The organism is Streptomyces viridiviolaceus (assembly GCF_014650995.1).
Taxonomy (GTDB): domain Bacteria; phylum Actinomycetota; class Actinomycetes; order Streptomycetales; family Streptomycetaceae; genus Streptomyces; species Streptomyces viridiviolaceus.
Window position 1 is genome coordinate 195,796 of sequence record NZ_BMWA01000007.1, and the last position, 23,851, is coordinate 219,646.

The following is a 23,851-nucleotide window of genomic DNA, read 5'->3' on the forward strand; positions in this document are numbered from 1 at the left end:
CTCCTCGACGGATAGGGGGTCAGTGGCGGCCGGCGGCCGACGCCGCCGCGACGTTCCGGGCGGCGTTCGCGCCGGTTTCCACGGCGCCCTCGGCCCCTCCGATGCCCATCGGTGCGCTGTCGCCTCCGGCGAGGTGGATGCGTCCGTGGGGCCTGCGCGGCTCGGGAACGGCCCGGACCGGATGCATGGGCTTCTCCCTGTGCTCGCCGCGTAGACTAGATCTCGATTCGACTTCGAGTTTATGGGCTGTTCAAGGCCTGTCAATACGCACCGAGCAGGAAGCTCGGGGCCGAGGCTGATACGATCTCGAATCGTGTTCGATAAAAATGCGACAACCCGGACCCCGGCCCGCCCAGGGGCGCAGCGTCGCGGGATGGAGCGCAGAAAGGCCATCCTCGACGCCGCCGAGGCCCTGCTCGCCGAGCAGGGCTACGAGGCCGCCACGCTGAAGGCGACCGGCGAGCGGGCGGGCATCCCGATCGCCTCGATGTACCACTACTTCGCCGATCGGTACCAGGTCGACGCCGAGCTGCTCCAGCGGCACCTGAGCGAACTCGACAGGCTCATCGGCGCCGCGCTGGCCGAACCGAGGGCGCAGACGCTGCGCGAGGCCGTAGACGTCATGATCGACCTGCTCCTCGACTACCTCCGCCGACACCGGAGCTGCACGGAGCTCTGGTTCGCCGGCCGTCACACCACGCTCGACGAACTGGTGCGTGCCTTCGACGAGGCGCAGGCGGAGCGGCTCTGGCGGTACCTCGTCGAGCGGGGCCTCCTCTCCGACGACACGCCCCTGCTCGCCCTCCTCCTCGCCTTCGAGGTCGGCACCCGGCTCTTCGACAGTGCGTTCCGGCGCTCGCCCGCTGGTGACGGCGCCACGATCGACGAGGCGCGCCGCCTCGTCACCGCGTACCTGGAGACGTATGCCTCTGATGGGGCGGGTTGACACCGGCGCGCCCCGTCGCGCTCGGACGGCTATCGCAGCGGGTCGCCCCACCGCACCTGTTCGCGCAGCCGGTTCTTCAGGAGCTTCCCTCCCGCGTTGCGCGGCAGCGCCTCGGTGACGACCGTGGCGTACTGCGGAACCTTGAAGTCGGCGAGCCGGTCCCGGCAGTGCGCGATCACCTCGGCGACGTCGATCTCCGTCCGGTCCCCGAAGAGGACGGCCCCGACCTTTTCCCCCATGACCTCGTCGGGTACGGCGAGGACCGCGGCGTCGGCGACACCGGGGGCGGAGAGCAGCACCGCCTCGACCTCCACGCTGGAGATGTTCTCGCCGCCGCGGTTGATGATGTCCTTGATCCGGTCGACGATGTGGACGCGCCCGGCCTCGTCGATCCGGACGATGTCCCCGGTGTGCAGCCATCCGTCCGCGATCGTCTCGGCCGTGGCCTCCGGCCTGCGCCAGTACCCGGTGGTCACCGTGACACCACGGACCACCAGCTCGCCCGTGTACGGGTCGTCACCGATCGGGGCGACGCCGAGCTCCACCGACGGCACCGCGTAGCCGACGGAGTCCGCGTGCTCGGCGGCGTCCCGGTCCGGCAGGACGGTGATCAGCGACGCCGTCTCGGTCATGCCGTAACCGTTGATCACCGTGGCCTCCGGGAAGGCCGCCTTCAGCGAGCGCACGAGTGACGGCGCGATCGGGGCACCGCCGTACGCCAGCCAGCGCACCCCCGAGACGTCGGCACCGACGAAGGCCGGATGCCGGAGCAGCAGGGAGTACACCGCGGGCACGGTCACGACGAACGAGATCCGTTGCTCCGTCAACGCCGCCGTCAGCCGCGGCAGATCGAGGGTGGGCATGATCACCGATGTGCCGCCGAGACAGGCGGCGACGACGAACTGCGCGTTGCAGCCGGTGACATGGAACAGCGGTACCGAGATCAGGGTCCGCAGCTCAGGGCCGGCGTCCCGCGGGATGCCGAGACAGCGGATCAGATTCTCGGCGTTGGTCACGAACGCCTCGTGCGTGGTCGGCACCCCCTTGGGGCGCCCGGTCGTGCCCGAGGTGTAGAAGAGCGCGGCCACGTCGGTGGTGCCGAGGTCCGTGGCGACGTAGGGATCGCCGTCCGGCAGCGGGGCATCGGGCGGCAGGTCGACCTTCACGTCGGCGTCGGCGAGGACGAACTCCACCTCCGGTCTGGCCGACCGGGTGTTGACCGCCACAGAGATGCCGCCGGCCATCAAAGTGCCCCAGAAGGCGAGGGCCCAGTCCGTGCCCGCCGCGTACCGCACGGCCACCCGGTCCCCGGGTGTCACACCGCGGGCCCGCAGCCCCCCGGCCACCCGCGTGGCACGCCGCCACAGCTGCGCGTACGTGAGCCGGTCCCCGCCGAGTTCGACGACCGCTTCCGCGTCGGGGCGGATCTCGACGTGCGTACGGAGTGCGTCGAGCAGCGTCGCGGGCGCATCCGGGTACCTGGGGACCCCGTTCGCGTCCCTCACCAGGTCAACCTGAGGGAAGGGGTTGCGCGTTCGCGGGACGGGGGTGATGGGGCGGGGCATCTCGGCGGCTCCAGGGAAGGGCGTGGCGGACGGCACACGAAGGGGTGGTGGACGACCAGGGCATCGCCGCTCGCGGACCTCCCGAGTGCGCGGTCGCGGCGATGCCCTGGTCAGGGTCGAGTCGGGAGCGTCCCTAGTGCACCGACTCGACGATCTCGTAGCGCGGTGTCCCCACGCGCTCCAGGGCGTTGTAGAAGGCCTCCGGCTCGGCCCAGTCCTCCGGGGCGAACGAGCCGGCGCGCTTCCCGGCCTCGTCGAGCGCCAGCACCATGAACGCGGCGCAGGCCGTCCCCGTCACCGTGGCCATGCTGGCGACGAGATACGAGCCCGGCCCGCTGACCGGCGTACGACGGACGGCCACGGCCGGGCGCCCGTTGCGGGTCCCGCTGACGCGGGCCAGCAGGCCGCCCCGCCAGGTGTACCGCCGGCGGACGGCCGAGGCCCCGAGGAACTTGAGCAGCTCGCCCGATCCGCTCTCGCCGCGGCGGACCTGGGCGATCATGCCGCCCAGGGCGTGGCGCCAGCCCAGGGGAGTGCCGAAGCGGCTCTTGACGATCGCCATCATGAAGTCGACCGCCTCTTCGGAGGTCATCCGGCCCGACTCGATCGCCTGGCCGAGCCCCTTGACGAGGCCGTTGACCGGCGCCGGGTCCATACCGCCGAGGCAGCGGATGCGCTGCGCCCCGGGAAAGCGACGGGGCATGGTGACGGGCTCCGGGTGGGCGGTCTCGTACAGCAGGGTCTCGCCCAGGCCACCGCCCATCGGCGCCGATCCGGTCTCGACGTACGACTCGTGGTTGACCGGCCCGCCGTTCTCCCATGTCAGGCAGTCGCCGGCGGCGATGTGCATGAGGTGCTGGATCACGGCCCGGCCCACGTGCGGCCGCTCGTCGCCGACCGTCCAGAACATCTCGATGTCCTCGACGGTGTCCAGCTCGCTCGCGGCGTCCACGGCCAGCACGTTGCTCATGCCCGGCGAGGCGCCGCACCCGATGTAGAGCGGAATGCCCGCCTCCTGGGCCTGCTCGGCGAGGCTCAGCGCGTGCTGGGTGCTCTCGACGTCGTCGTCGAAGTCGAGATACGGCACCTTCGCCTCGACGCAGGCCGAGATCACCGGCTCGGAGGTGCGGATGTAGGGCCCCGCACCCAGGACGACGAGAGCAGCGCCGTCGACCACCTCGAGGAGGGCGTCACGGTCGTAGAGGTCGAGCCGCCGGACCCTGGCCCGGCCGGCGGGCAGCCGCTTCACCAGCGGCTGCAGGAGTTCGGGCCGGATGTCGCAGAGGGTGAGCTCCCAGCCGCCTCCCGCCCGGGCGAAGCGCTCGATGGCCACCTTGCACATCTCGCCCGCGGCGCCGATGAACACGACCCGCCGCGCCGTCATGCGACGACCCCGGCTTCGAACACCACAACGTCATCACAGTGGGCCATGACCCGCTCCGTTCTGTTTCCGTCGCCGTACACGCGCGGCGACTCCCGTGTCGCGGCCGGCCCGGCAGGCCGAGGGCGCGTGACTCGATTCCGAATCGAATTCGAGTTTAGCTTCCGGTGAAGTGCCGTCAAGGTCTGGTTGTCGATGAGACCGGCTCGATACCGCAGGGGCCGGAGAGGAGGCCCTACGGGAGGGCCTGCTCCGCCCAGATGACCTTGCCCTCGCGGGTGTGCCGCGTGCCCCAGCGTTCGGCGAGCTGGGCCACCAGCAGCAGACCGCGGCCGCCCTCGTCGAAGGTCCGGGCACGGCGCATGTGGGGCGCGGTGCTGTTGGCGTCGAACACTTCGCAGGTCAAGGTGGATTCGAGGACGAGCCGCAGGTGGACGGGGGGCTTGCCGTAGCGGATCGCGTTGGTCACCAGCTCGCTGACCATGAGTTCCGTGGTGAAGGACAGCTCGTCGAGCCCCCAAGCGCCCAGCGTCTCGGCGGTGAAGCGACGCGCTCCGGAGACCGCGGCCGGGTCGGACGGCAGGTCCAGTGTGGCGACGTGGCCGGGATCGAGTGCCCGCGTGCGTGCGACCAGGAGGGCCACGTCGTCGGCGGGACGCCCCGGCAGCAGGGTCGCCAACAGCCGGTCGCAGACCTCGTCCGGCGACATCGAGGACCCTGACGTCTGTGCGAGGGCGTCGCCCAGCCGCGTCAGCGAGGTGTCCAGGTCGTGCGTACGGCTCTGGACGAGGCCGTCGGTGTACAGGGCGAGCAGACTGCCCTCCGGTAGTTCCCACTGCGCCGTTTCGAACGGGAGGCCGCCCAGTCCCAGCGGCGGACCGATCGGCAGGGCCGGGAAGGCGGCGGCCGAGGGCGTCGCCACGGCTGGTGGGACGTGCCCGGCGCTGGCCAGGGAGCAGAGACGGGTGGCGGGGTCGTAGACCGCGTACAGGCAGGTGGCGCTGAGCTCGCCGTCCTCGCGGGCCTCCTCCCGCTGGAGGCGGATGACCACGTCGTCGAGGTGGGTGAGCAGTTCGTCGGGTATCAGGTCGATGTCGGCGAAGGCGCGGACGGCGGTGCGCAGGCGGCCCATCGTGGCGGCGGCGTGCAGTCCGCGGCCGACGACGTCGCCCACGACGAGGGCGACGCGGGCGCCGGACAGCGGGATCACGTCGTACCAGTCGCCGCCCACGCCCGCCCGGGAGCCGCTGGGAAGGTAGCGGGCGGCGGTGTCGACGGCGGAATGGTCCACCGGGCGTTGCGGCAGCAGGCTGCGCTGGAGGGTGAGGGCGGTGGTGCGCTCGTGGGTGTACCGCCGGGCGTTGTCGATGTTCACCGCCGCCCTCGTGGCGATCTCCTGCGCCAGGAGAAGGTCCTCGTCGTCGAACGGGGTGGTCCTGCGGTGGCGGGCGAACTGGGCGAGGCCCAGGGTGGTTCCCCGCGCGTACAGGGGCAGCAGCAGGACCGAGTGGAAGCCGAAGACGGGCGGGCCGGGCGGCGCCAGCCACGTGGGCACGTCCGATGCCGTGACGCGGAGCAGGAGGGGACGCCCGGTGGCCAGTACCTCCGCCGGCGCCGACTCGGCCGGGTAGACGTGCGATCGCCCCGTGCCGACCGGGGAGTCCGGGCAGCCGTCCAGGACGGACCTCTGGGCGACGCGTCGCAGCACCGGCGCATCCGTCGGCGGCTGCGACTCACCGTCGTGGAGGACGGAGTCGAGGAGGTCGACGGTGACGAGGTCGGCGAAGTCGTCGACGCCGACCTCCGCCAGCTCCTGAGCGGTGCGGGCGGTGTCGAGGGTGGTCCCGATCCGCCTGCTCGCCTCGTTGGTCAGCATGAGCCTGCGCTGCACCCGCCGGTCGCGCACCTCCTGGTAGGCGGCGACCACCTGCTCCGAACTGCGGTCTACGTACGCGAATCCCGCCGCGATCAGCTGGAGGGTCGCGGCGTGGGTGAGCTGCTGGTCGTCGGTGAGCCGGGTGGCCTCTTCCTGGAGCAGCTGGAGCAGGCTGACGTGCCCGAGGCGGTAGGTGCGGAGCAGGGCGCTGAGCGGTACGCCGTCTTCGGCGAACCCGCGGGCGAGTTCGAGGGCGGTGGGAGGTGCCTGCGCCTCGGTCAGGTCGCGGCCGTGCTCCAGGGCATCCAGGAAGGCGGTGACGTGGTCGGCCGTCTCCCTCAATGCGAGCCGAGCGAGGTCCTCGTGCTGCCACAGTTCGGGAAGCTCGCCGCGCATGCGCTCCATCAGGAGGCCGGCCCACTGATCCGAACGTGGTCTCAGCTCGTGCGCAAGGCGGCTGAGGAAGGCGGAGACGTCCTTCTCCATGAAGGGAACGTATCCAAGGAATCGGTCGCCCGCCTGTCCGGACCGCGGTCGTCGGTCGGGCCGGCCTGCGGTCTCGTCGGGGCCTTGACAGTTGCTCACTGGGCGACTCTAAACTCGAACCCGATTCGGGATCGAATCTCGCTCTCGGCCCGCCACGCCGACGGCGACACGGAGGTCGCCGTGGGACTCGCGTACGGCGACGGCTGGAGAACGGAGAGGGCCCTGGCCGGCCTCACCCATGATTTCGACTACCTTCACCGAGTTGTTCGGAGTGGACCATCCGATCGTCTGCGGCGGCATGACCGGCGTGGGCACCGCGGAACTCATCTCCGCGGTGGCCGACGCGGGTGCGCTCGGCTTCCTGACCGCGCTGACCCAGCCCACCCCGGAGGCGCTGGCGCGGGAGATCGCGCGGTGCCGTGAGATGACCGACCGGCCGTTCGGCGTCAACCTGACCATCCTGCCGACCCTCAAGCCCGTCCCCTACGCGGAATACCGGGCGGCGATCATCGAGAGCGGCATACGGGTCGTGGAGACGGCCGGCAGCAACCCGGCCGAGCACGTGGCCGCCTTCAAGGCCGCGGGCGTCAAGGTGATCCACAAGGCGGTGGCCGTGCGGCACGCGGTCAAGGCGCAGACCCTCGGCGTCGACGCGGTCAGCATCGACGGCTTCGAGTGCGCGGGGCACCCCGGTGAGGAGGACATCCCCGGCCTGGTGCTCATTCCCGCCGCCGTACGCCGGCTGGACATCCCGGTCGTCGCAAGCGGCGGCTTCGCCACCGGCAGCGGACTGGCCGCCGCACTCGCGCTCGGGGCATGCGCGGTGAACATGGGCACCCGGTTCGTCGCCAGTGCGGAGGCGCCGGTGCACCAGAACGTGAAGGACCAGATCGTCGCCAACGACGAACGGGCCACCCAGCTGGTCTTCCGCGAGTTCGGGAACACCGGCCGCGTCGCGCGCAACGCGATCTCCGAGGAGATCGTCGCCCGGTCGAGGCGTCCCGGAGCGGTCTTCGAGGACGTCGCCGAGCTGGCCTCCGGCGTCCGGGGCCGTACCCGCGTCCTTGAGCAGGGGCACATGGACGACGGCCTGTGGTGGGCCGGCCAGGCGCAGGGGCTCATCGAGTCGGTGGCCACCTGCGACGAGATCGTCAGCGGCATCGTGGCCGACGCCGAGAAGATCATCGGCCGGCTCGCCGACCTCCGCGGATGACCCCGGCCACGCAGCCCGCCGTACGAAGCAGGAGCACCTTGAAGATGACCTGGACCACCCTCCATCACCGCATCGAGGACGGCGTCCTCACCGTCACCCTGGACCGGCCGGACCGCCTGAACGCCTTCACGCCGACGATGGCCGGGGAACTGGAGCGGACGTTCACCGAGGTGAACGAGAACGACGACGTACGGGCAGTCGTCGTCACCGGCGCGGGCAAGGCGTTCTGCGCCGGCATGGACCTCGGCTCGGACGGCAACGTGTTCGGGCTCGACGAGTCCCGCACGCCCACGTACGCCGACATGGGCGATCTGAACAGCCCGGACATCCGCCGGGTCAGGGACACCGGCGGCAGGGTAACGCTCGCGATCCATGCCTGCCGGAAGCCCGTGATCGCGGCGATCAACGGTCCCGCCGTCGGGATCGGGGCGACCATGACGCTGGCCATGGACGCCCGGCTGATGTCGACGAACGCGCGGTTCGGCCTCGTCTTCGGCCGTCTGGGCATCACGCCCGAGGCCGCCTCGACCTGGTTCCTGCCCCGCCTGGTCGGCATGCCCAAGGCGCTGGACCTGCTGTACTCCGCCGAGATCCTCGACGCGGAGGCCGCCGAGGGCGTCGGACTCGCGAACGCGGTCCACGACCCCGACCGCCTCGCCAAGGAGGCCCGCGCGCTGGCGGACCGCTGGACGCTGGGCCGCTCACCCGTGGCGACCGCGCTGACCCGGCAGATGACGGTCCGCAACGCGAACCTCGAACGGCCGCAGGACGCACACCGGGTGGAGTCCCTGGCGATGTTCTACGCCAGCATCGGCGATGGAGCCGAGGGAGTGTCGGCCTTCCGTGAGAAGCGCTCCCCGCGCTTCACGCAGCGTGCCTCCACCATGCCGCCGTTCTACGACGAGTGGATCGCCGTCACCGAGAGCGACTGACGGCGAGCAGCCATCGCGTTGGCCCGCAGCGGCTCGGACCATCGCAATCCCGAACCAGCGGACCGCACGGTCCATGGACGAGTGGGGCGCGCTGACGCCGTCGTGCGCTTCCGGTCGCCGGTGAGGCCGCCAAGAACGTCTGCCATGCGATCGGCTGCGACGGCCACGGCCACGGCCTCGCCCAGGCGCCCTGCCTCGGCACTCTGCTCGCCGACCGGCTCGCCGGTGACGCGTTCCACGAGGACCTCGCCGCCCTGTGGCGCAAGCGGCCGACCTTCGCGCCTCGACGCTCCGCCGTCCTCGACCGGGGCGGGATCGCGTACGTCCCACGGGCCCGGACGGCGGTCGTGGAGCGGTGGCCGGCCAGGCCGCTGCGCATCCGTCCCCCTTCCTGCCCGCATCACCCGCACTGCCCGGAGGCTTTAGTGCCCTTCTCCCCCGTCTCGGGTCCACCCGGCCGACCGCCGACGCGGCGCCCTGGCGACGACCCTGGCCGCGCCGCCCAGCACGTCCGGCGGAGGTTCCTGGTCGTCAACGCGGTGCCCCTCGCCATCGGCGTCGTGCTGTCCTGCTCCACCGCGCTCTGCGGGGCCACCGTGTACGGGCGACTCACCCTCGGCGTCGTATGGGGCGTCCTGCAACTCGGTGTCCTCCTCGGCAGCGTGTGGTGGTACGAGGCCCGGTCCGCGCGACTGTGCGATCCCGTCGAACGGCCCCCGGCCGGAACAGCCGGCGGCCCTGCCGCGCGAGAGCCCGGGTGGTGAGCCGGTGAAGACTCCGCTCCTCCTGAGCTCGGGCGCACTCGACCCGGTCGGCTCGGCGGCCCGATCCCCTGTGATCATCGCCTTTCTGGTCTTCATCGGCCTGTGTCTGCTGTGGGTCCTCGCCGTCGCGAGCCAGGACGAACACCCGGAACGCCTCTGCACCGCCGACCGGTCACTCTCGCCTGTCTTCAACGGCTTCGCCCTGGCGGGCGAGTATGTCACGGTCGTCACACTGTTCACGGCGTCGGGGGCGATCGCCCTGTTCGGCTACGACGGCATCGCCTCCGCGGTCGACAGCGTCATCGCACTCGGTGTCCTGCTCCTCCTGGCCCGCAGAATCCGCGACAGCGGTTGTCACACGCCCGGTGGTCTCTTCTCCCTGCGCGTGTCGGGTCAGGGACCGCGAACGGCGGCGGCGGTGGTGACGCTCGTCATCACGATCCCCCTGCTCATCGTCCAGCTGCGGGCCGCCGGCATCAGCGCGGCGCTGCTGATCGGCATGTCGAGCGACGCGGCCCAGGTGACCTGCACGGTACTGATGGGCTGTCTCGTCGCCTGCTTCGCGGCCGTGGCGGACTTGAGGGGAACCAGCTTTCTGCAGGTCGTCAAGGTGCCCATCACGTTGCTGACCCTCGCGGTGATCAGCCTGCTCGCCCTGCGCAGGTTCTCATGGAGTCCCGGCGACCTGCTCTCGGCCGCGGTGGACAGGAGCGCGGCGCCGGACGGATACCTGAGCCGGGGGCTCTGGGCGCATACGGCGGGCCTGGGACCGCTGAACACCCTCGGCGATCACATGGTCGTGATCCTCGGCATGGCGATGATGCCGCATCTCATCCTCCGCGTAGCCGCGTCACGGAGCGGGCGGGCGGCCCGACGGGCCACGAGCATCGCCGTGGGACTGACGGGCGCCTTCTACGTCCTTCTGATCACGGTCGGATTCGCGGCGGCGGCCGTGGTCGGAGGGGAGGCGATCGGGGCTGTCGACGCGAACGGTCAGGCGGCCCCGATTCTGCTTGCCTCCGGCGTCCTCGACCACGGGGCCACGGCACGCGTGGTCCTCATCACCGCCGTGGCCTGCGTCGCCTTCCTCACCGTGCTGACGGCCGTGACCAGCGTGACCTTCGCCGCCGCCGTCTCCCTCACGCACGACGTCCTCACCCGGACCGGGCGACCCCTCACCGACACAGGAGAGGTGCGGGTACTTCGTGTCGGCGTAGCCGTCCTGTGCCTCGCAGGGGTGTCGCTGTCGGTCTCCGTCCACCGCTACCCCGTCGAGTTCCTGGTCACGTTCTCGCTGAGCGTCGCGGCGACATGCGTCTTCCCCGTGCTGATCTACTCCTTCTTCTGGCCGGCCTTCGATCGCCGAGGGCTGTTGTGGTCCGTGTACGGGGGACTGCTGCTCTGCGTCGTCCTCACCTTCTTCTCGCCCACGGTCTCCGGGACCGAGTACGCGCTGTGGCCGGACGTGGCCTTCGACTGGTATCCGTTCCACACCCCGGGCCTGGTCTCCGTCCCGGCCGCCTTCCTGCTCGGGTGGCTCGGCAGCAGGCGGTCGTCGGCAGAGGCCGGGCGCAGTACGCGACGGTTGCACACGACGGTCTGAAGGGCCGGGCGCGGCGCGAACGGCCGTCCGCTCGGCGCCGCTGGGATGCCCGCCGGTCCGGGAAGGTGCACGCTGGTGCCCCGGACCGGCTCGCGGTCACGCCCGGGCAGGAGAGGCAGCCATGGGAGGGATGCGCACCACCGGCTCCAGCCGGAACGGCGCCGCGCGAGTGCTGGCGCGTCTGGCCGTGCTCGCGGCGATCGGCGCGGTCGTCGTGCTTCTGCTCGCGCTGGGGGAGGGCGGACTCGTCGTCATCGGAGCCGGACTCCTCGGCCTGGTGGTCTGTGCCGCCTCTGGTGGTTCGTGGCGCACCGCGGCCCGGTGCGGCTGCTCGGTGCGGTCCTCGCGGTCGCGGCACCCGTCGCCGTCGGCGTGCTCCTGGCCTATGACGGGCTGTGGGTGACGGCTCTGGTCCTGAGCGTGTGCTGGAGTGCGGCGCCGGCCTGCGGCCGGGCGGCGCTGCGCAGAGCGCGCCCGGAGAGTCCGGCGCGGGCGATCGCCGCGCTCCCTCCGAAGCGGCCGCTCCTGATCATGAACCCGAAGTCCGGGGGCGGGAAGGTCCGCCGTTTCCGGCTGGCCGAGCGGGCGGAAGAGCTCGGCGCCCGGGTGATCGTGCTCGATCCGTCCGCCCCGGCCGACGTCGCCGAGCTGGCCCGGCGGGCCGTCGCCGAGGGCGCGGACCTGCTCGGCGTCGCGGGCGGCGACGGCACCCAGGCCCTGGTCGCGGCTGTCGCCGCCGAGCACGACCTGCCGTTCCTCGTGGTCTGTGCCGGCACCCGCAACCACTTCGCCATGGACTTGGGGCTCGACCGCTCCGACCCCTCCCGCTGCCTCGACGCGCTGACCGAGGGCGAGGAGCTCAGGGTCGACCTGGGCGACGTCGCCGGCCGGGCCTTCGTCAACACCATGTCGTTCGGGGTGTACGCCGATGTCGTGCAGCATCGCGAGTACCGCGACGACAAGGCGGGCACGGCGCTGACCCTCATGCCGGACCTGCTGCTCGGCGAGCACGTGCGACGGCTCGACGCGCGGGCCGACGGCACGGAGCTCTCGTCCCAGCAGGCGCTGCTGGTCAGCAACAACCCCTACGTCTCACCCGACGAGCTCGGCGGAGGAGGCCGCCGGCCGCGGCTCGACGGCGGCGTACTGGGGGTGCTGGGCATTCGGGTGGAGGACGCGGCGCAGGCGGCCGACGTCGCCGTGCGGGGCTCGCAGTCCGAGGGGCTGACCGTCATGACCGCGCAGCGCGTCGAAGTGACCACCGACACGGACGAGATACCCGTGGCGGTCGACGGCGAGGCGTTGCGGATGCCCACCCCGGTCGTGTGCACGCTGCGCCCGGGGGCGCTGCGGGTCCTGGTACCGCGCGACCGCCCGGACACCGTCGTACCCGCACCGCCCGTCGACTGGCGACGGATCATCGACCTCGCCTTCGGCCGCACCGGGCGGACCACGCACGCGCAGACCATCGCTGAGCGTTCCCGCGGCTGAAAGGCCTTCAGGAGCTCGCCCTGCAATAGCCACACCGGCCACGCTGTCGGAACCAGTGGCTCTCCGAGCGCCGCCGATCCATGGTGAGAGCCTTGTCGGTTCTGCGCACCTGGGCCCGCCGTTCGGCGCGGGGCACGGTGCTGCAGCGGTACGTGAGGGGGACGGCGCCCGGGCCGGGGGCCCTCGATCGAGATGGGGGCGCGATCATGATGTAAACTCAAACTCGATTCGAGATCGGGATCTTGGCCGTGTCACCGGTCCGTCGAGCCCTGCCGCAACAGCCGTTCTGGATGTCGAAGTGAGGAACGAAGAAGGATGACGAACGCGGAGTCCGAGCCGAGTGCAACGAGCACAGCGCAGCCTGTGCGCGAGGAGACCTGTGACGTCGTCGTCATCGGTGCGGGGATGGCGGGGCTGATGGCGGCGACGACGCTCGTCGGCGAGACCGACGTCGTCGTGCTCGAGGCCGCGGAGCGGGCGGGCGGACGTGTCGAAACGGTGCGGAAGGGCGACTACTGGATCAACGTCGGAACGCAGTTCACCGAGGGGACCGGGCCGTTGATCGATGCTCTCCACCACCACGGCATCGAGATGGGGTCGCTGGCCGGCAAGGGCGTGGCGCTGGCTCTCAACGGGGAGTTGGTCGACACGTCCAACCTGTTCGCGCTCATGTTCCGCACGCGGATGAGTTTCATGGATCAGGTCGGCATGGTGATGGTCGGCGCCCGAATCCTTTCCGCCGTTCCGTTCCTCGGGTCGGACAGCCGCATTGCGCAAAGGGTGCGCGCCAAGCTCGACAGGCGTCTCGCATCGGACCTTCTGCGCGGCGTTCGCTCCGACGTGGCTCGTGACATGGTCCGCTCGTGGTCGGGCCAGTGGATGGGATGCGAGCCCGGGGAAACGGCAGCGACGCAGCTTGTGACGTCCATAGGGATTGCCCTGACGGACCCGGCGAAGGTGCCGAATTTCGCCCTGCCGGTAGGGGGTAATCAGACGCTGACCGACATTCTCGCCGCCGATCTCGGCGAACGCCTCCGACTCCGGTCGACGGTCCGGTCCGTGGAGCCGGACGAAGACGGCGTTGTCGTGAACTATGTCGACGGGGACCGCCCGGTGCGGGTGCGCGCCAAGCGGGCCGTCGTGGCGGTTCCCGGCGACGTCGCGGTGCAGATACTTCCGGAACTTCCGCAGACGTACCGCAACGCGTTCGATGACATTCGCTACGGCCGGTACGTGATCGTCGGCTTCTTCACCGAGGAGGAGGGGCCTCAGCCCTGGGACGAGCTCCTCGGCGTGTCCACGCCGCAGCTCTCCTTCCAGGCGATGTTCAACCACGCCGCCGCCACTCGGAAGGGCGCCACACGGAAGCCCGGAGGTGCGCTGGCGTGTTTCGCCGGCGGCGCCGTGGCCGACGACTTGTTCGAGCTTTCCGACGAAGAGATCGTCGCTCGGTTCGCCAAGGACCTGATTTCGGTCTACCCCCAGCTCGAAGGGAAGCTCGGGGAGGGGATCGTGCGGCGGCACCGTCGTGTGGTGCCTTTCTGGGCTCCCGGAAGGCGCGCCTCGCTGCCGACGCTGCGCAATCCCCTCGGGCCGATCCACCTGGCCGGCGATTACCAGCTCGACATGCCTTCACTCGCTGACGCGGCGACCTCGGGCGAGAGCGCCGCAAAGGCGGTTCTCGCGAGCTTGAGGCACTAGGCACCGACCTCGATTCCCACCCGAACCCCTCAACGGGCCCGGCGGACCAGCCGCATCCGGCCTCCAGAACCTCCAGAAAGAGAGCCCGCTTTGAGCAGCCGGCGATACGACACGGCCAGGGTCGGAGAGCGGCGGAAGGCGAAGGGCGTCGCATTGCGGGTGTTCTTCTACGTCTTCTTCGCCTATGGCTTCCTCTACATGGTCGGCATGCTGGGTGAGCAGGCCCAGAAGTAGACGTCGATTTGTCCATTCACGCCCATGTGAGTCCCTGTGGTCGCTGTCCTCGTGCTTCTGTCGCTCCTGTTCGTGTGGTCCCTTGTGGCGGAGCGGATGGCCCGCTGGAGCATCACGGCGCCCATCGCGTTCGCGGCCGCCGGCGTTCTGCTGACCGGCGGCGACCGTCCGGCCGTCTCACTCGACATGGAGACGCACACCTTCCAGACGTGCGTCGAACTCGTGCTGGCCGTGATGCTGTTCACGGACGCCACCGAGACCAGGGACTACGAACAGCTGGGCAGATCGGTGGGCGAGGGCCGCTTGCTGGGCCTGGCCCTGCCGGGCTCCGTCGTCCTCGCCGCTCTCTTCGGTGCCCTGCTCTTTCCCGGCACGAACTGGTGGCTCCTGGCCGTGGCCGCGCTCGTCGTGATGCCCATGGACCTCGCTCCGGCCCTGAAGTTCCTGAGAGATGAGCGGGTCCCGCTGCGGGTGCGCGCCGCCCTGAACATCGAAGGCGGATTCAACGACGGGCTCATCTCGCCCCTCTTCGTGTTCTGCGTCGCCAACCTCGTCACAGCCGAGGGCGACTCCTTCGCCGACCTGGTCCTGAACGCCGTCATGGGCGCCGGGTACGCGGTGCTGGCAGGCGCGGCCATGGGCTGCCTGGCCGGTCGGGCGATGCGGCGGTGCCTCGGTGCCGGCTGGGCGACGCCCGACGGTCTGCGCCTGGCCAATCTCGCGCTGCCGTTCCTCGCCTACGCGGCCTCCGTGCTCGTCGGCGGCAACGGATTCGTGGCGGCCTTCGTGGCAGGGCTGTGCTACGCCCGCACCGCACACGGCCTCGGCAACGAGCATCTCCGACTCGTGTACGACGCGGGTCACCTGATGGCTCTGGCGGTCTGGTTCACCTTCGGCGCCTTGATTGCGGAGGAGTTCGCCCACGGAGTCGGACTTCCTGTCCTCGCCTACGCGCTGCTTGCCCTTACCGCCGCCCGGATGCTGCCAGTGGTCGTCGCGCTCGCCGGCACGGCCTTCAGCGGGGCCGAGCGTGCAGCGATCGGATGGTTCGGCTCGCGCGGCGTGACGTCCATCGTCTTCGCGGTCCTGGCGTACACCCAACTCGACGGTGACGACGCGGCGTTCGTCGTCAACGTCACCTGCGCGACCGTCCTCCTCAGCGTCGTCCTGCACGGCGTCACGACGGAACCCGCCGCCCGATGGTTCGAACGCCATTCCCGGAAGCCAACCGTTCCAGCGGATCCCGCCAGGTGACAGGTGGACGCCCCGGCTGATCGTGTCGGCCGGGGCGGGGTGTGGAGCCGGCGCGGAGCGCGGAGGTGCGGTCCGTCCGTGAGAAGCGCGTTGTGCGAAATGGCCGGAGGACCTGTGATGACCGGTGTCATCACAGGTCCTCCGGCACCGGAGCCGATCAGTCGAGCGCGCCGCTCCCCGTCGGGCCGGTCGGGGCGCGAACTCAGGGGGTGAGCACCAGCCGGATCGGGTCGCCGGTCTTGTTCTCCAGACGTGAGACGGCGTCGGCCGCCTCAGCCAGTGGAACGCGGGCGGAGACGGACGGGGCCAGGTCGATCCGTCCGGCGGAGACCAGGCGGACGAGCTCTTCCACGTGCTCGGGACCGGAACCGTAGTGGCCGCGGATCTGGTTGAGCTGGAAGCAGAAGCCCAGGCTGTCGTCGACAGTGATCGGCTCCGGCGTGAGCCCGGCCAGGACCAGGACCCCCTCGGGACCGAGTACGGAGATGGCCTGTGCACGAACCGCCGGCACGCCGGCGAAGTCGAAAGCGACCTGGATGCCACGTCCGCCCGTGGCCAGGCCCACTGCCTGGGCGAAGTCCGGCGAGGCCGGGTCCAGCGCGATGTCCGCCCCGAAGGCGAGGGCGCGCTCGCGAGCGGTGGGCAGCGGGTCGACGACGATGATCGGGGCCGCGCCGACCATGCGGGCGATCCGGACGGCATGCACGCCGAGGCCGCCCGCACCCCAGATACCGACCGCGTGCGCGGGCCGCACCACGCCTGTCTCCAGGATGGCGGCGTAGGGGGTGGAGACGGCGTCGGGGATGATCGCGGCCTGGTCGAACGGCAGGTCGTCCGGGATCAGGACCAGGTTTTCCTGGCGGGCGATGACGTACTCGGCCCAGCCTCCGTCGTAGTCCACGCCGAGCGTCAGCGGCTGCCGGCACGTCGAGCGGCGCAGGCAGCCTTCGCACGTGTCGCACGCCTGCCCCGACTGGAGCACCACCCGCTGACCGGGTGTCCATGTGCCCCGCGTGTCCGGGCCGAGGGTGTGGACGACGCCCGCGACCTCGTGGCCGAGCGTGATCGCGCGGCTGCTCCTGACGGCGTCGACAGGGAAGAGGGGGCTGAGGCTGCCGTCGATCAGGTGGACGTCCGACAGGCACACCCCGGCCGCCCGCACCTCGACCAGGACCTCTCCTGGGCCGGGCACGGGCACGGGGACCTCTTCGACGGCGAACGTACGCGTATCCAGGTGAAGCCGTCCGGCGAGCATGGTGCTCATGGCGGAACCTCTATTCCTTCGATGAGAAAGTGCACGGTCGTCGCTGTACTTTGTCGACTGACCATGTCACCCAACCGTGTCGCCCGACTGAGCCGCCTGTCAAGTTCTCGCCGGGCAACGTTCTGCATGCCGTTTTCGTTCTGTCGCTCGAACGTGTCGCTCGGCACAGTCGATCGACTTGGTCAACTGACAATGTCGTCTGTATGTTGGTTGACGAACGACTGGTCATGCTGAGGAAAGGCACGCTCATGACTCACGCGTCCGTCTACAGGGCCGAGGCGATCCCCGAGCGCCCGGCGCTGCCCCTGGTCGGCCACGGCCTCGGTACCCCGAGCGGGGCCGACCTCGTCTTCCACCTCATGAAGGAGTTCAAGAAGATGGGGCCCGTGTTCCGGCTCCGCGTCTTCGGGACCAATTACATCTACGTCGGCGGCCTGGATCTGGTGACGGAGCTGTCGGACGAGACCCGGTTCCGCAAGAACACGCCGCCGGACCAGGTCGCGGCACGCGCGATAGCCGAGGACGGCCTGTTCACCGCCTTCAACGACGAGCCGAACTGGCGTAAGGCGCACGACATCCTGATGCCGGCGTTCTCACTCGGCGCGATGCGCGGCTACCACGCGACCATGCTCCGGGTGTGCCGCTCCCTGATCGCCAAGTGGGACCGTGCCGCAGGCGAGCACGCCGTGGACATCCCTGAGGACATGACCCGGCTGACCTTCGACACCATCGGGCAGTGCGGCTTCGGCTACGACTTCGAGTCGCTCCGCCGGGACCAGCCGCACCCCTTCGTCGCCGCGATGATACGGGCACTGGGCTACACCCAGGACAAGGTCGAGTCCATGCCGGGCATGGAGGTGTTCAAGCGGAAGCAGACCGAGCAGTTCCACCAGGACGTCAAGCTGATGAGGGACGTGGTCGACCAGGTCATCCGGCAGCGCAGGGCGTCCGGCGACACGAGCACGGACGACCTGCTGGGCCGGATGCTGCACACCCCGGACCCGGTGACAGGCCGGCTGCTGGACGACGAGAACATCCGCAACCAGGTGATCACGTTCCTCGTCGCCGGGCACGAGACCACCAGCGGCGCCCTGACCTTCGCCCTGTACTACCTGACCAAGTACCCCGCGGTGCTCGCGCGGGCCCAGGCCGAGGTGGACGCCCTGTGGGGAGACACCGACACCCCGGAGCCCGAGTACGGGGACATCGGCAAGCTCACGTACATCCGCCAGGTGCTCAACGAGAGCTTGAGGTTGTGGCCGACCGCGCCCGGCTTCGCCGTGGAGCCCATCGAGGACACCGTCATCGGCGGCAAGTACGCCGTGCGCAAGGGCGAGACGCTGCAGGTGGTCACCCCGACCCTGCACCGCGACCCGGCCTGGGGCGAGAACGTCGAGCTGTTCGACCCCGAGCGCTTCTCGCCCGAGCGGGAGGCGTCCCGCCCGGTGCACCTGTTCAAGCCGTTCGGCAACGGTGAACGTGCTTGCATCGGCCGTCAGTTCGCCCTCCACGAGGCCACCCTCCTCCTGGGTCTCCTGGTGCACCGCTACCGGCTGATCGACCACGCCGACTACCAGATGAAGATGAAATTCGCGCTCACGCTCAAGCCGGTGGACTTCACCCTCGAGCTGGCCCGGCGCACCAGCGATGAGCGCCGTATGCCCGCCGTCGCCGCGAGCAGCGCCCCCGCCGGCCAGGAGGGGCGCTCGCTCCGACGCGCCACCGGTACCGCACTGACGCTGCTGCACGGCTCCAACCTGGGCACCTGCGCAGGCATAGCCCGCGATCTGGCGGCGGACGGCGACGACCACGGGTTCGCCGCGTCCGTGGCACCCCTCGACGACTACACCGGCAAGCTGGGGGCCGCCGAGGGCCCGGTGGTGATCGTGGCCGCCTCCTACAACGGCCGGCCCACCGACGACGCCGCGGAGTTCGTGGCGTGGCTGGAGGGGCTCGAGCCCGGCTCGCTCGACGGTGTCACCTACGCCGTACTCGGTGTCGGCGACCGCAACTGGGCAGCCACCTATCAGCGCGTCCCCACCCTCATCGACGAGCGCCTGGCGGCAGCCGGTGCCACGTCACTGATGGAGCGCGGCGCGGCCGACGCCTCCGGTGACTTCGCGACCGCGGTGGACCGGTGGACGGGCGACCTGTGGAACGCCCTGCTGGAGCGCTACGGCGCCGCAACCGGCGAGGCGGTCGTGGCCGCCGAACCGGCGGACGACGACGAGGGCCTCTACGAACTCCAGGACGCCACCGACTCGGTCATCGGCGAGCTCGCCGCACGGCACGGCGTGGTGCCGATGGAGGTGCTGGAGGCGTACGAACTCGTCGACATGGAGCACGAGCTCGGCCGCTCCAAGCGCTTCGTGAGGCTGCGGCTGCCCGAGGGCGTCACCTACCGCACCGCCGACCACCTGGCCGTACTCCCGGCCAACCCGGCCGGCCTGGTTCAGCGGGTCGCCGACCGCTTCGGTCTCGACCTCGACCGCACCGTCAAGCTGCGCGCCCGCCGTCGCAGCCGCAACGCCCTGCCGGTCGACCGCCCGCTGACCCTGCGCCGGCTGCTGACCGAGTTCGTGGAACTCCAGGACGCCGCCACCCAGGAGCAGGTCGCCGCGCTCGCCGAGCACACCGAATGCCCGCCGGAGAAGCGCCCCCTGGCCGAACTCGCCGCGGCGGATGCCGAGACCTTCCGCGAGCAGGTGACCGCCACCGGATCCAGTGTTCTGGACCTGCTGGAGCGCTACCGCGCCTGCGAGCTGCCCTTCGAACGCTTCCTGGAATTGCTGCCCGTCCTGCGCCCGCGCCACTACTCGATCTCCTCGTCCGCCGAGGCATCCCCCGGTGAGGTCGACCTGATGGTGTCGCTGCTCGCCGCACCCCACCGGAGCGGCGAGGGCACCTTCCACGGCATCGCGTCGCACTACATCCAGACCGTCGAGGCCGGTGACACCGTCCAGGCCCGGGTACTGCCGTGCAGCGAGGCCTTCCGTCTGCCCGAGGACCCGTCCGTACCGGTCATCCTGGTCAGCGCGGGCACCGGGCTGGCGCCCTTCCGCGGGGCGGTCCTCGACCGGCTGCACACCGGGTCGACCGGAACGCTGCTGTGCTACTTCGGCTGCGACCACCCCGACGTCGACTACCTGCACCGGGAGGACTTCGAAGCCGCCGAGGCGGCCGGAGCGGTCAGCATGCGCCCCACCTTCATGCACGCACCCGAGGACGGCGCCCGCTTCGTCCAGGACCGCATCGCCCGCGAGAGCGACGAGGTCTGGGCCGTACTGGAGGCCGGCGGCCGGGTCTACATCTGCGGCGACGGCCGGCGCATGGCCCCCGCGGTGCGGGAGGCGTTCATGGCGGTCTACCGCAAGAACACCGGCGCCAGTGACGAGGAGGCCACCGCCTATCTGGAAGCCCTGATCGAGTCCGGCCGTTACGTCGAGGACGTCTGGGCCGGCTGACCACCGCCATCCGGCTCCGCCGAACACCCCCACGGCCACGGGCGCCCAGCGCGCCCGTGGCCGTGCCGTCGTGTCCTGAAACGCTCCCTGGTCCGTCCACTTGAGCCGGCCACCACATGCCGGGCTGCTCGAGAACGCGGCACATGGGGGATGGCCGGGGGCGGCCCACTCCGACCGCCGTCACCGGCGGCGCCGGTCAAGCCGCCCTCACGAGCCGATAGGTCACCGCCGTCGCGTCAGCTGGTCGGCACGTCCACGAGATGCAGCTGCCCTCCGGCCAGAGCCGTGGTCGCGGCCACCAGAGCCTGAAGCCCGGCGCGTTCCGAGTCGACGTCCGGTGCCGAGAGGCGCTGCAGGGTCAGGCCGTCGAAGCCGGCGAGGAAGAACCTGGCGATCGTCTCCGCCGGCTGGGCGAGACGGTACCCAGCACGTGCCGCTGCCTCGTCCATCAGCCTCGCAGTCACCTCGATCACGCCACGGAGGTGGGCCTGGCGGGTCTCACTCAGGCGGGGAGTGCGCAGGGCCAACATGGTCAGCTCCGTCAGCAGGTGGTAGGAGCTGGCCTCCTCGCGAACGGTGCGCCACAGTGCACCCGCCAGCGCGGCGATCGTCTCCTCGAAACCGGCGTCCGTGGGAGCCGCTTGCTCGACCTGCGCGATCAGCTCCTCGGTGAGGTGATCCATGACCGCTCGGTAGAGGTCCTCCTTCGTGCCGAAGGTGTAGTGGACCGTGGCCTGAGCGACGCCCAGCTCGGCGGCGATGGCACGCGTGCTGCCGGCGGCGACGCCCTCCCGGGTCATCAGGTCGATGGCCGCCTTGATCAGCTGAGGGCGGCGTTCAGCCGCGGAAACGTGAGCCATAACCTCAGTATAAGGACTTAGTCCGGCGACTAGGTCTACTGACCTAGTCGGCCTTCGAGTGAGAAGTTGCCGGGCGCAGGCTCCCTCGGCGCGATTCCGCCGTACATCAAGCAGGGGTGGACCCACCGGCGCTCGCACAACAGCGGCCAGGACCCGGTATCGGCCTTGCGGTGGCCCGTCGGCCGGCAGCCGGGGGCGCCGCCCTTGCCGTCGCCGACATCAACGACAAAGGCGCCCAGAGGGCCGTCGGCGCTCGTGCCCGGTTTCATGGTCACCCCCCTCCTGGCCGGCGTGACCGACGAGGAGCCGCCCAGCTGATCGACCTGCACCCCGCCGAGCGCCTCGGAACGGCGGAGGACGTCGCGGAGCTGGCGGCGTTCCTGCTCTCGGAGTGTGCCTCGTTCGTCAACGGCAGCTCCCATCACGTCGACGGCGGCCACTTGTCCAAGTGAGCCCGTCCGGCTGGGTATTCGGGTTGTCCGGGCCCGGACCGTGGGGCTTCGCTTCGGCAGTCCAATTCTCGTAACATATGTTGTGTGAATTCGTCAAAGCCCTTACCGTTACCCACACCCGACACGAAGAAGGGATCCACCGATGCACGAGACAGTGCGTGAACGTTCCGGAACGACGGAGCAGTCCTCGTGAAGGACTGCGATGTTCGACGGCACTGAGCCGCGCTTGGTCGTCGAGGGCGCCCGCAGCTCCTGGCACCAGGACACCACATACCTGCCCTGAGCCGGCGAGCACCGGGGTAACGCCTGGATCTGCTTCCAGCCGATCCCGGAGCAGAACTCGCTGGAAATCATCCGTGGCTCCCACAGAGGTGTCCAGTACGACGGGACCACGTTCAACCTCGACGATCCGACCGAACCCCTCCACGGTGGCGGCGTGCTGCCCCGGCTGCCCGACATCGACGCTGACCTCGCGCCCGCAACGGCGTCCTCTTCGTCGACGAGATCGCGAAGCTGAACCTGGGAGACCCGTTCCGCTCGCCCGTCTTCCGCCAGGTCGGTCACCCGGCGAGGAACGCCAGTCGATCAACGACCTCGACTCAAGGAATCCACGACCGGCTGTACTTCTCGCAGGCGACCCGAGTCGGAGATCTGGTCTGGGTGTCCGGGCAGGCCGGCATCGACCTGGCCGGCTTCGTGCGCGCCAAGGACGAGTACATCCGTGACCGTCACCCGTCCTGGACGGCGGTCGGTGTGTCCCAGCTGGCGCGCCCCGAATGGCTCGTCGATACCCGTGTCGTGGCCGTCGCAGGCAGCGGCGACCGCTGATCCGACTGAAAGTACGGAGGCAGGAGATGACGTCCACAGAGGTTGTCTACTCGGAGTTCGGCTGGGCCGATCCCCCCGATGACGTGACAGCGGCGCTCGAAGGCGAGGTCACCTGTGACATCGCGGTCGTCGGCGGCGGGTATGCGGGAATGGCTGCCGCGCTGCGCCTTGCGGAGCGGGGCGCGGACGTCGTGCTGCTGGAGGCGGGGTTCTGCGGGTGCGGGGCGAGCTCGCGCAACGCCGGCCAGCTGGGCAGTGTGCCGGGCGGTGACCCACAGCTCCTGAGCGCCCTGCATCCCCGCCGCTTCCAGGGCCTCGTCCGCCTCGCCGAGGAAGCCGTCGATTTCACCGAGAAGCTGATCGACCGGCACGGCATCGACTGTGAGTACGAGCAGACGGGCAACGTCGCGGCGGCGGTCTCCCCGGGACAGCTCCGGATCGCGAAGAAGAAGGCGGAGATCTTTCAGAAGGCGGGGGTGAACGTCGAGTTCGGTGATGGCCGGGACCTCGGCCTGCCGGACGCGTTCCTCGGCGGAATGCTGGAGCCCGTCGGGGGTGTCATGGACCCCGGGAAGTTCGCCCTCGGTCTCCGCAAGGCCCTCCTCGCGTCGGATGTGAAGGTGTACGAGCAGACCCCCGCCAAGGCGGTGGAGCCCACCAGCGTGGGGGTGATCGTCGCCGCGCCGCGAGGCCACGTCCGGGCTGAGAAGGTCGTGCTCGCCACCAACGCCTACTCCCGCGAGCTCTCCATCGCGCCGAAGCGGCTCGCGGCTCCCATCTGGGTCAGCATGATCGAGACCGAACCGGTCGACCGGTTGGAGGCGACCGGCTGGACGAGCCGCTCCGGTCTCGCCACGCAGCACAGCATCATGGAGAGCTACCGCCCGACCCGGCGCAACACGATCGTCACCGGCGTTCGCCAACTGCAGGTGGCGCGGGGCACCGTGGGGGCGCGCAAGCCGGATCCCGCGGTCGTGTCGGACATCACCGACGGCTTCCGCAGCAGGTTCCCCGCCCTGCGCGACATCGCGATCCAGCGGGCGTGGGGCGGGTGGATCGCGATGACGCCGTCGTGGCTTCCGGTCGCCGGAGACGTCGCGAGGAACGTCTCGTACCTGATCGCCTGCAACGGTCACGGCCTCGCCCAGGCGCCGTACCTCGGCACCCTCCTCGCCGACCGACTGGTCGACGGCAAGGGCCACGACGACCTCGACACCGTCTGGCGGCAGCGGCCACGGTTCGCACCCGCCCTCGTCTTCAACGCACCGGTGATGCGCACGATGTGGGCATGCGACCGAAGGGCGGACCGAAAGATCAGCTAGCAGCAAGGCAGCGCTCACTCACCTGCAAGTGCCTTCTCATGAGCTTCAACCTCGCCACCATGCTGCAGGAATCGCGTCGTGCGAACCCCGACAAGCCGCTGTGCTACTTCGCGAACACAGGTCACCGCACGCACGCCGCGTGAGTCGCAACAAGGACGCCGAGTCCCCGGTCTTCGACCTGGTCGACCACGGCGTGGTCGGCGACCTCGCCGCCG

General features: G+C 70.4%; 17 protein-coding genes and 2 pseudogenes. 13 read left to right on the forward strand and 6 right to left on the reverse strand.

Going from position 1 to position 23,851, the window contains the following annotated elements:
• Nucleotides 1-19: 19 nt before the first annotated feature.
• A complete protein-coding gene (locus IE260_RS11805; protein WP_189870727.1) occupies nucleotides 20-187 on the reverse strand; it encodes an FAD-dependent oxidoreductase in 168 nt (55 codons plus the stop codon).
• Nucleotides 188-373: 186 nt separating this feature from the next.
• Here IE260_RS11805 and IE260_RS11810 point away from each other — a divergent pair, with 186 nt between their 5' ends.
• Nucleotides 374-946 carry a TetR/AcrR family transcriptional regulator gene (locus IE260_RS11810; RefSeq protein WP_189870730.1) on the forward strand — a complete coding sequence of 191 codons (573 nt, stop codon included), beginning with the start codon at nucleotides 374-376 and terminating at the stop codon, nucleotides 944-946.
• A 29-nt stretch (nucleotides 947-975) separates the two neighbouring features.
• On the opposite strand, the gene IE260_RS11815 is transcribed toward IE260_RS11810, so the two are convergent.
• From IE260_RS11815 to IE260_RS11825, 3 genes are all read right to left on the reverse strand, one after another.
• On the reverse strand, nucleotides 976-2,451 hold the full coding sequence (locus IE260_RS11815; RefSeq protein WP_229880657.1) for a class I adenylate-forming enzyme family protein: 1,476 nt from the start codon (nucleotides 2,449-2,451) through the stop codon (nucleotides 976-978).
• Nucleotides 2,452-2,644: 193 nt separating this feature from the next.
• A complete protein-coding gene (locus IE260_RS11820) occupies nucleotides 2,645-3,895 on the reverse strand; it encodes a saccharopine dehydrogenase family protein (protein WP_189870732.1) in 1,251 nt (416 codons plus the stop codon).
• A 232-nt stretch (nucleotides 3,896-4,127) separates the two neighbouring features.
• Nucleotides 4,128-6,254 carry an ATP-binding SpoIIE family protein phosphatase gene (locus tag IE260_RS11825; protein WP_189870733.1) on the reverse strand — a complete coding sequence of 709 codons (2,127 nt, stop codon included), beginning with the start codon at nucleotides 6,252-6,254 and terminating at the stop codon, nucleotides 4,128-4,130.
• A 238-nt stretch (nucleotides 6,255-6,492) separates the two neighbouring features.
• On the opposite strand from IE260_RS11825, the gene IE260_RS11830 reads away from it, so the two are divergent.
• From IE260_RS11830 to IE260_RS11865, 8 genes and pseudogenes are all read left to right on the forward strand, one after another.
• A complete protein-coding gene (locus tag IE260_RS11830) occupies nucleotides 6,493-7,467 on the forward strand; it encodes an NAD(P)H-dependent flavin oxidoreductase (RefSeq protein WP_189870734.1) in 975 nt (324 codons plus the stop codon).
• 44 nt (nucleotides 7,468-7,511) lie between these two features.
• The gene (locus IE260_RS11835) at nucleotides 7,512-8,399 is read left to right on the forward strand and encodes a crotonase/enoyl-CoA hydratase family protein (protein WP_189870735.1); all 888 of its coding nucleotides are present in this window, start codon (nucleotides 7,512-7,514) and stop codon (nucleotides 8,397-8,399) included.
• A gap of 425 nt (nucleotides 8,400-8,824) precedes the next feature.
• Complete coding sequence (locus tag IE260_RS11840; RefSeq protein ID WP_189870736.1) at nucleotides 8,825-9,163, forward strand: hypothetical protein; 339 nt, start codon at nucleotides 8,825-8,827, stop codon at nucleotides 9,161-9,163.
• 4 nt (nucleotides 9,164-9,167) lie between these two features.
• On the forward strand, nucleotides 9,168-10,766 hold the full coding sequence (locus tag IE260_RS11845) for a sodium:solute symporter family transporter (protein ID WP_189870738.1): 1,599 nt from the start codon (nucleotides 9,168-9,170) through the stop codon (nucleotides 10,764-10,766).
• A gap of 130 nt (nucleotides 10,767-10,896) precedes the next feature.
• Nucleotides 10,897-12,257: pseudogene (locus tag IE260_RS11850) on the forward strand (diacylglycerol/lipid kinase family protein).
• A 315-nt stretch (nucleotides 12,258-12,572) separates the two neighbouring features.
• Nucleotides 12,573-13,958, forward strand: a complete 1,386-nt coding sequence (locus IE260_RS11855; RefSeq protein ID WP_189870740.1) for a flavin monoamine oxidase family protein — start codon at nucleotides 12,573-12,575, stop codon at nucleotides 13,956-13,958.
• 90 nt (nucleotides 13,959-14,048) lie between these two features.
• Nucleotides 14,049-14,192, forward strand: a complete 144-nt coding sequence (locus IE260_RS11860) for a hypothetical protein (RefSeq protein WP_189870742.1) — start codon at nucleotides 14,049-14,051, stop codon at nucleotides 14,190-14,192.
• 51 nt (nucleotides 14,193-14,243) lie between these two features.
• On the forward strand, nucleotides 14,244-15,446 hold the full coding sequence (locus tag IE260_RS11865; RefSeq protein ID WP_229880660.1) for a cation:proton antiporter domain-containing protein: 1,203 nt from the start codon (nucleotides 14,244-14,246) through the stop codon (nucleotides 15,444-15,446).
• A 202-nt stretch (nucleotides 15,447-15,648) separates the two neighbouring features.
• Here the strand turns inward: IE260_RS11865 and IE260_RS11870 are convergent, their stop codons facing one another.
• Nucleotides 15,649-16,710 (reverse strand): zinc-binding dehydrogenase, encoded by a 1,062-nt coding sequence (locus IE260_RS11870; RefSeq protein ID WP_189870746.1) that lies wholly within the window; start codon nucleotides 16,708-16,710, stop codon nucleotides 15,649-15,651.
• A gap of 248 nt (nucleotides 16,711-16,958) precedes the next feature.
• Here IE260_RS11870 and IE260_RS11875 point away from each other — a divergent pair, with 248 nt between their 5' ends.
• Nucleotides 16,959-20,174: a bifunctional cytochrome P450/NADPH--P450 reductase gene (locus tag IE260_RS11875; protein WP_189870748.1), complete on the forward strand. Its 3,216-nt coding sequence runs from the start codon at nucleotides 16,959-16,961 to the stop codon at nucleotides 20,172-20,174.
• A gap of 236 nt (nucleotides 20,175-20,410) precedes the next feature.
• On the opposite strand, the gene IE260_RS11880 is transcribed toward IE260_RS11875, so the two are convergent.
• On the reverse strand, nucleotides 20,411-21,034 hold the full coding sequence (locus IE260_RS11880; RefSeq protein ID WP_189870750.1) for a TetR/AcrR family transcriptional regulator: 624 nt from the start codon (nucleotides 21,032-21,034) through the stop codon (nucleotides 20,411-20,413).
• 246 nt (nucleotides 21,035-21,280) lie between these two features.
• Here IE260_RS11880 and IE260_RS41615 point away from each other — a divergent pair.
• The 3 genes and pseudogenes from IE260_RS41615 to IE260_RS11895 all read left to right on the forward strand — a co-directional run.
• Nucleotides 21,281-21,486, forward strand: a pseudogene (locus tag IE260_RS41615) (SDR family oxidoreductase); the annotation flags it as partial.
• A 660-nt stretch (nucleotides 21,487-22,146) separates the two neighbouring features.
• A complete protein-coding gene (locus IE260_RS11890; RefSeq protein ID WP_229880662.1) occupies nucleotides 22,147-22,314 on the forward strand; it encodes a RidA family protein in 168 nt (55 codons plus the stop codon).
• Nucleotides 22,315-22,340: 26 nt separating this feature from the next.
• On the forward strand, nucleotides 22,341-23,636 hold the full coding sequence (locus tag IE260_RS11895; protein WP_189870753.1) for an NAD(P)/FAD-dependent oxidoreductase: 1,296 nt from the start codon (nucleotides 22,341-22,343) through the stop codon (nucleotides 23,634-23,636).
• Nucleotides 23,637-23,851: the final 215 nt, after the last annotated feature.